At 40.6% G+C, this 7,697-nt stretch carries 7 protein-coding genes; 4 read left to right on the top strand and 3 right to left on the bottom strand.

What is annotated here, in order from left to right; translation table 11 throughout:
* The 4 genes from PX481_RS05950 to PX481_RS05935 all read left to right on the top strand — a co-directional run.
* Positions 1–524: helix-turn-helix domain-containing protein (locus tag PX481_RS05950; RefSeq protein ID WP_288093974.1), on the top strand; the 524-nt coding region annotated here is incomplete at its 5' end.
* 585 nt (positions 525–1,109) lie between these two features.
* Positions 1,110–1,712, top strand: a complete 603-nt coding sequence (locus PX481_RS05945; RefSeq protein WP_002759036.1) for a J domain-containing protein — start codon at positions 1,110–1,112, stop codon at positions 1,710–1,712.
* Between the two features lie 2 nt (positions 1,713–1,714).
* Positions 1,715–2,779 (top strand): hypothetical protein, encoded by a 1,065-nt coding sequence (locus tag PX481_RS05940; RefSeq protein WP_125730185.1) that lies wholly within the window; start codon positions 1,715–1,717, stop codon positions 2,777–2,779.
* A gap of 232 nt (positions 2,780–3,011) precedes the next feature.
* Positions 3,012–4,070, top strand: coding sequence for a D-alanine--D-alanine ligase family protein (locus PX481_RS05935; RefSeq protein WP_287739095.1), 1,059 nt, complete (start codon positions 3,012–3,014; stop codon positions 4,068–4,070).
* Between the two features lie 57 nt (positions 4,071–4,127).
* On the opposite strand, the gene PX481_RS05930 is transcribed toward PX481_RS05935, so the two are convergent.
* The 3 genes from PX481_RS05930 to PX481_RS05920 form a co-directional block, all read right to left on the bottom strand.
* A complete protein-coding gene (locus PX481_RS05930; protein ID WP_288025097.1) occupies positions 4,128–4,871 on the bottom strand; it encodes a Uma2 family endonuclease in 744 nt (247 codons plus the stop codon).
* 107 nt (positions 4,872–4,978) lie between these two features.
* Complete coding sequence (gene ribBA, locus PX481_RS05925; RefSeq protein WP_288093973.1) at positions 4,979–6,655, bottom strand: bifunctional 3,4-dihydroxy-2-butanone-4-phosphate synthase/GTP cyclohydrolase II; 1,677 nt, start codon at positions 6,653–6,655, stop codon at positions 4,979–4,981.
* A 137-nt stretch (positions 6,656–6,792) separates the two neighbouring features.
* On the bottom strand, positions 6,793–7,671 hold the full coding sequence (locus PX481_RS05920; protein ID WP_002759027.1) for a phycobilisome linker polypeptide: 879 nt from the start codon (positions 7,669–7,671) through the stop codon (positions 6,793–6,795).
* Positions 7,672–7,697 lie beyond the last annotated feature (26 nt).

Below are 7,697 nucleotides of genomic sequence, written 5' to 3'. Positions count from 1 at the left end.
TTTGCCCATCGGAAAAAATTCGTCATCTCCAACAATCTTGTCATCAACTTTATCGAATGCTATTTAATTTAGATCGTCAACAAATATCTGGGCAAAGAAAAGCATTAAGATTAAATTTTGTCAGGCAAAAATTAAAAAAAGAAATTGTCAAAGATTTTCTTTTGACTTTAGCAGTAACCAAAGATATTACAACTCCTAAAAACACTATCAGACGCACCTCTATCCTCAAAAAAGCAGAAGAAATGATGAGAAAAAATCTGCGTTCTGATCTTACTATTCCAGCGATTTGTCAAGACTTAGAAGTAAGTCAACGCACCTTAGAATATATATTTAAAGACTTCTATCAAATGTCTCCTTACAATTATTTTAAATTGCTTCGTCTTAATGCTCTACATCAATCTCTTAACCAAAATAATCAGACAAAATTAATTTATGAAATTGCTGAAGAATTAGGTTTTTTTCACCGAGGATATCTGGCCTCTGATTATAAAAAACTGTTTGGTTACTTTCCCTCTGAAACCTAAAAAAATAGTAGGTGTAGGAATTAGGATTATTTTTAGATTTATCCGCCTTATTTTACCATTTTTTACGTCCTTCCCCTTGGATGATCAGCTACTCTTGATAATTAAGCTTCTTGCTTAAGTTGCCACCTATGAAAGCTTCCGTGCATAATGTGACGTGGTGAACATTTTTCACCCAAAGACTCAGAGAGCCATCTTTTCTTGATTAGGTAAAAATTTCCCGACTGTCCCCTCAATTCTAGTCTCAACTTTACCATCGCTCTCGGGAATCTTATCTTTAGAATGACTGCCTAGCTAAACGGCTGCCCATTTATTGACTTAAATCTGTAATAAGCTAAACGGCGCTTAACCTGCATGATCCAACAGCTATAACCCTTTTGGAGTCTATATCGGTGATCCGAAGTAAAAGCCGTTTAGCTTATGCCCGCAATTTTTTTATGATTAACCACATGACAAAGTGGCCACTGCTGTGGTATTAATTTAGGATAGGAAGTTTTCGGGAGTCAGTCGTCGGTCGTTCATACCAAATTAGCCTACACTTCATCTTGATAAGAAAGGCTATGTTTTTTGCAGCTTCTTAGGGAAATTATGACCACTAATCCTCTTAACTCGCTCATTTTAGAGCAGATTAGTCATATCTGTGAGCAATACTCGATCGAAAGTCGTATTCTCGAAGATTTTGCCGATTTTGTCATCAAAAACCACCGTAAAAAGTCTCCCAAACCATCGTTAACTAAATCAAAAACTACAGCCACCACCACCACAAGCTCAAAAGTTAAACCTTTAACTCTAACGCAACTTAAACAGGCAGTTTATGCCTATTTTGAGGTTAACAATACCACAGAACTAAAAAAATCGAGTATGTTTCAAATGGCTACTAGAGCCTTTGATAACATCAATTTATCTCAGCGAGAAAGTTGGGAAAAAATTTACAGAGAGTATGTAGGTATTTTACCAGAAGAAGATGGAGAAACTGGTAAGCATTGTATTAATGGTATTAATATATTTAAGTATTTTTATCCCTATCGTGTTTTCGAGCTTGATCCAAAAACTGCCAGCAAGGAAGACATTAAAAATGCCTATTATCGTCTTTCTAAAATCTATCATCCTGATAACCAAGAAACAGGAGACGCAGAAGTTTTTGATTGTTTAACTGTCATGTATAAGTCTATCACCACGGAGATAAAATAATCATGCCTCAGAAAGCAAATACCTTCCTGATCCGGGATACCGAATTAGCTCAATGGTTTTCTATTACTCTTGAAAAACTAGACAAAATTGTTGATATTTTTGATGCTGATCCTAATGATGATTGGGATTTAGTTGAAGGTGTCGATTATCAATTTGTCAACAAAAAAGATAAAGTTAGAGTGTTTTCTTTTGAAGGTGCTTTAAAAATTGCTTCCTATATTGATCAGCATGAAAAGCGAGGAATTTTATACAGATTTAGAGAATTTTTTACTAAGCACGATCAAAAAATTCGTCGCTCTTTGGCACGAAAATTAATTTTTAATGAATTGGCTGACTCTGGCGAAATTAAAGTTTATCAAGGAGTGGCTATGATTCATAAACAGAGTTTGCGGCGAATTTTAAAAACTAATGGAGCCAAGCTAAATCAAACATTCAATAATCTTAAACTCCACGAATCTTCATCTTTGAAAGTTGATGATGAAGAACTTGCTAAGGTAATCAAAAATACTAAAACAGAAGTTCGTCCTTTAAAAATAGGAGTAGATTTTTACGAAGATGAAAAAAGAGAGTTTTGGTTCTCTGAAAGTGGAGTTGTTCGCATTTCTAAATCCATGAGTGAAACTTTGACGAATAAATCGCGCCAAGAAATGTGTAAAATGATTGAAATCGAGTTTCCTCTTGCCTTTAAAGAAATTCAGGAAAATCTAGATGACGATACCAAACAAAAAATCGAGATTGAAAAGGCTAAAAAACGAGCTAAAACTAGAGATAAAAACACTTGTCAGGTGACAGGGCAAAAACCGGATAGAAATAATAAATTTAATCTCGCTGTCCATCATCTTTACTCTGCCCAGAAATATCCCCATCTAGCGACATTAGATCTGAATTTGGTGACTATTAAAGAAGAAATTCACCAAGAATTCCACGGTAACTTAGGGGGATTTCATCAACCTTGTACCATCGAGGATTTTATCGAATTCTTGCACGTTTACTATCCCGAACATCATGGTAATTTAGCCTTAAAACTTCAGAAAACTAAGAAAAAACTGGAAAAATTAGCTAAATAATCATTCAATTTCGGGGGGTGAATAGCTCCAAAGTGATTATCGATTTTTTTAGGGAAAGAACGACCACATCTCATCATGAGCGATAATTAATTTATCTTGAGGTTTTGCCAAAACCCCGATCTGACGAGGAACAGCCGCCTCTAAATCAATTGCAACTATTGTCAACTCCGCCCATAGTATATATGATAGTTGAACTCTAATTTAGGATCTAGCTGGGTCTAGAGAGGATAACATGGATAAGATCAAGGTAGGATTGTTGTTTGGTGGTCGATCGGGAGAACACGAGGTATCTATCAATTCGGCTCGATCGATCCTGCAAGCTTTTAATTATCCCGAAAATCTTGACAAATACGCCGTTACCCCCTTCTATATCGATAAAAATGGCTGTTGGCATTCGGCAGCAACTGCTAGACAAATTTTAACCTCTGGGCAACCCCTAGCTATTGAGAGTAATATAAAAGTCAATATCTGGCAATTTCCCCCAGAAGTGAGGGAAATGGAGGTTTGGTTTCCAATTCTCCACGGACCGAATGGGGAAGATGGCACTTTACAAGGATTACTCACTCTCATGCGGGTTGCTTTTGTGGGTAGTGGGGTCCTGGGTTCATGCTTGGGAATGGATAAAATTGCCATGAAAACTGCTTTTGCAGCCGCTGGATTACCCCAAGTTAAGTATAAGGCCATAACCCGCTCGCAAGTGTGGTCAAATGCTTGTGTTTTTCCGCAATTGTGCGATCAAATCGCCGAGGAAATAGGTTATCCTTGTTTTATTAAACCGGCTAATTTAGGTTCTTCGGTGGGTATTAGTAAAGCACGCAACCGGCAAGAATTAGAGGCTGCTTTAGATAGTGCCGCTAGTTATGATCGACGGATTATTGTTGAAGCAGGAGTAACCGCAAGGGAGATCGAATGTGCGGTTTTAGGTAATGATAATCCCCAAGCTTCTTTGGTGGGAGAAATTACTTTTGATAGTGATTTTTATGACTACGAAACTAAATATACTGACGGGCGATCAAGTATGGTGATTCCCGCTAATATTCCTGATAAAATTGCTAATCAAGTGCGAGAAATGGCTGTAGAAGCATTTAAAGCTGTGGATGCTGCGGGATTGTCGCGGGTGGATTTTTTCTATGTGGAAAAGACTGGGGAAGTGTTGATCAATGAAATTAATACTCTGCCGGGGTTTACTAATTTTAGTATGTATCCCCAACTCTGGAAAGCCACCGGTTTAGAGTTTGATAAATTGGTCGATAAGTTAGTACAATTAGCCTTAGAAAGACAGGAAAAATAAGGTTAAATTACCAACATTTCTAGGATAGGAATTACCTATCCTAGAGATATTTATCAATTAGATAGTTTCAGGATCAATGCCCAATTCTCGTAATTTTTGGGCTAATCTTTCCCTTTCCAAGATAGCTTGTTCTTTTTCTAAAAGAGCCTGTTCTTTTGCCTTTCGTTCCTGTTCCTTTTCTAAAAAAATCTGTTCCTTTGCTTGTCTTTGCTCTAATTCAGCTTCTTGGGGAGTGGGAACCAATTGACCATCGGTGGTAAAATAACGCAGTTTACGGTCAAATATGCCTAAATAGAGTTCTAATTGTTCACTCCATAAATAGCCGTTTTCATTAGCAGCAATAGCCTGATATTGTCCCGCAATTAATCTAAATCCTTGCAGTTCTAAACTTTCAGGATCAAACCAAAAATAATTAGGAGTGCGAAAGGTATTTTGATAGAGAATTTTCTTTTTAGTGCGGTCAATATTGGCCGTAGAATCGGAAAGAATCTCCACGATCACATTGGGATATTTACCCCCTTCTCCCCAGACTACCCAACTTTTACGCGGATGTTTTTCCGTATCTAAGACGACAAAAAAATCAGGACCACAAAAATCACGTTTTTTCAGTTGTTCTTCGTTATAGTAGATAGTCAGATTACCGGAAGCGTAGTAATCGTTTTTCTCTTGCCATAATAATTCTAGACAACTGAGAAGAATTATGATCTGTTGCAGATGTAAATCACTTTCCAAAGGTGGTTCATCACTCCATAAATCGGTGGGGGGACAGGTAACTTCCGGTAAAATGTCGAGAGTTGTCATGGGTTTTCCCCGTTATACTAGCTTGGTTTAATTATAACTGTTAAGCTGTTAAATATTTAAATTGCTTGTTGAGATGAGGCAAGAGGCAACAGTATGGTCATAGAAAACTAATTTTTGGCTGAATCACGAGTAAAACTGTAGATAATTTGGGTAGCTAATTGTGGTAATTGTGAGAAATCTTCATCGGACATTTTTTGACGATCGAGTTTCATTTGTAATCCCGTCATCGAATCGTCTCCGTCGGAAATTAAAAATTCTAAGCGTTCAATTTCCGACCAATCTTTAATGTCATTTAATATCTTGTCAATAACCAGAAGATAAGGATGGGAAGGATTTTTATACCAATTACTGCTAACACCCTGACGAATATCTAAACCTAAATGTACGATCAAAGGGGCGCGATCAAAAAGGGCATTGGCTACCGGTCGGGTTTCTTCTTGGAGAGATAATTGATTAGCGCGACTTAACTGCCGTAATTTCTCTAATTGATGATATCTTTGCGAAATTGACGGCGGATTTTCCCCCCAACTGAGAGCGATGGTAACTAGATAGGTTTGTAGGAATAGATGTCCTAACTTTTCCGCTTTTGTGGCTAGATAATTGGAATTATAATCATTAGCCTCGATCAGCAAAGGTACTCGCTCGACTATTTCCAAACCATAGCCTTTTAATCCGGCAATTTTACGGGGATTATTGGTAATTAAACGAATATTTCTCACCCCCAAATCGTTGAGCATTTGCGCTCCCATGCCGTAATCGCGCAAATCGGCGGGAAATCCTAACCTTTCGTTGGCTTCCACCGTATCTAGTCCTATATCCTGTAAAGAATAGGCTTTTAGCTTATTAATTAAGCCAATTCCCCGTCCTTCCTGTCGCAGGTAAACCACCACCCCCAAACCGTTGTTTTCGATCATTTTTAGGGCAGCTTGTAACTGTTGCCGACAATCGCAACGCAAGGATCCCAAAGCATCCCCGGTCAGACATTCTGAGTGCATTCGTACCATTACAGGTTGATCGCCAAAGAGAGCGGGATCGCCTTTCACAATAGCGATGTGTTCGGTTTGATCTAATAAATTTCGGTAGGCATAAAGCTGAAAAGTGCCGAATTGACTGGGAAAATCACAGACCGTTTCCCGATGGACAAAGCGATCGTGTTTTAAGCGATAACCGATCAGATCGGCAATGCTAATTAACCTGAGATTATGTTGACGAGCGTATTCAAATAGTTGCGGTAAACGGGCCATGGAACCATCGGGATTTTGGATCTCACAGATAACTCCCGCCGGATACAACCCGGCTAATCGAGCTAGATCCACGGCTGCCTCCGTATGACCAGCGCGTTTTAAGACTCCACCGGCTTTAGCACGAATCGGGAAGACATGACCGGGACGGGTGAGATCGTCGGGACGAGTGACTGGATTAATGGCAACTTGTACGGTTTTCGCCCGATCTTCTGCCGAAATGCCAGTTTTAACCCCTAAATGGGGAGCGGCATCGATGCTAACGGTAAAAGCGGTTTGATTGCTATCGGTGTTTTTTGTCACCATCAAGGGTAATTCGAGAGCATCAAGACGCTCTCCCGTCATTGCCAGACAGATTAAACCGCGAGCTTGCACTGCCATGAAGTTAATCAGATCGGGGGTGGCAAATTGGGCCGCACAGATTAGATCTCCTTCATTTTCGCGATTCTCATCATCAACTACGACAATGGCACGTCCGGCTTTGATTTCCGCTAAGGCAGTATCGATAGAGTCAAAAGCGATCGAAGTGACAGTCACAGGCATTAAAACGAGGGAATTATTTTCATTCTACAGGTTTGCTCGATCTGCTGAGGGTCAATTTCTGCCAGTTCCCTAGAAAGAAGTCTCCCGGTGAACCTGACGGCTGCCCGGGAGACTTTTAGTTATCTTAAGCTAGAAAATTAATTCAAACTAGCGGGGGTGATGCTGGCAACTTTGCCACCGAGACGGTTGATCTGTTGCAGGGTGTTATTTAACTGTTCAAAGGGGACGATAACCGCTTTGCTACTGCGACGGACACGGGGATAACCCGGTTTGCTGATGGCGGCAATTTCCACGCGATAGAGCTTACCCACATCACCATAGGCCACACTACCACCCAGAGCTTTACTGGGGGTGTTGCGTTGAGCAGAGGGACGATAGGCCCAACCATCGCTGCCACCGGAGGGACCGACTACTGCCGAAGCGCCGTTTTGAGCTAATTCCACCGCTAAACGGGAGGTTTTGCCGGCAATCTGAGAGCGATCGCTGTTGGCATAACCGCGATAGAGTTGGAACATCCGGGTAAATCCCACGGTTTTTTGACCGGGTTGGCTGGCGAAACCGCGATAGTAGGGAACGATGCTATCGCCGAAGTTTTCGGTATATTCGGCGGAATCGATGTAGGAGTCGATATCGGCCTCGAATCCTTTGTTTTCATAGAGATCGAGGTGATAGACCACTTCCGACTCATCGTAGGGAGCGCGACCTAAAAGATGTTTGATATTAAGTTCGATGACGCGGGTTTGGAAGTTACCGTAGAAGAATTTGTTCTTATACAGTTCCGATTTGGCCACGGCGCGGACGAATTCCCGCACGGTGATCGAACCGTTGCAGAGTAAGGATTCGGCACTGGTAAGGCGCTCGGAACGCATGATATAGTCATTGCCTAGCACCTGACGATAGACAGCGCGAATAACCGCCTGTGCGTCATCACGAGACCAATCGGGACGTAATTCCACGGGAGCAACCTCGCTAAAAGCGGTTGTCCCTAAACGGGAAGCTGAGGTAGTAATTGCCACTAAAGTTCTCCTACAAAAAAATGATC

The sequence above is a fragment of the Microcystis sp. M53603_WE2 genome (assembly GCF_030065435.1).
The sequence above is the reverse complement of the archived record's forward strand: the minus strand, read 5'-3'. Positions and strand labels throughout refer to the sequence as shown.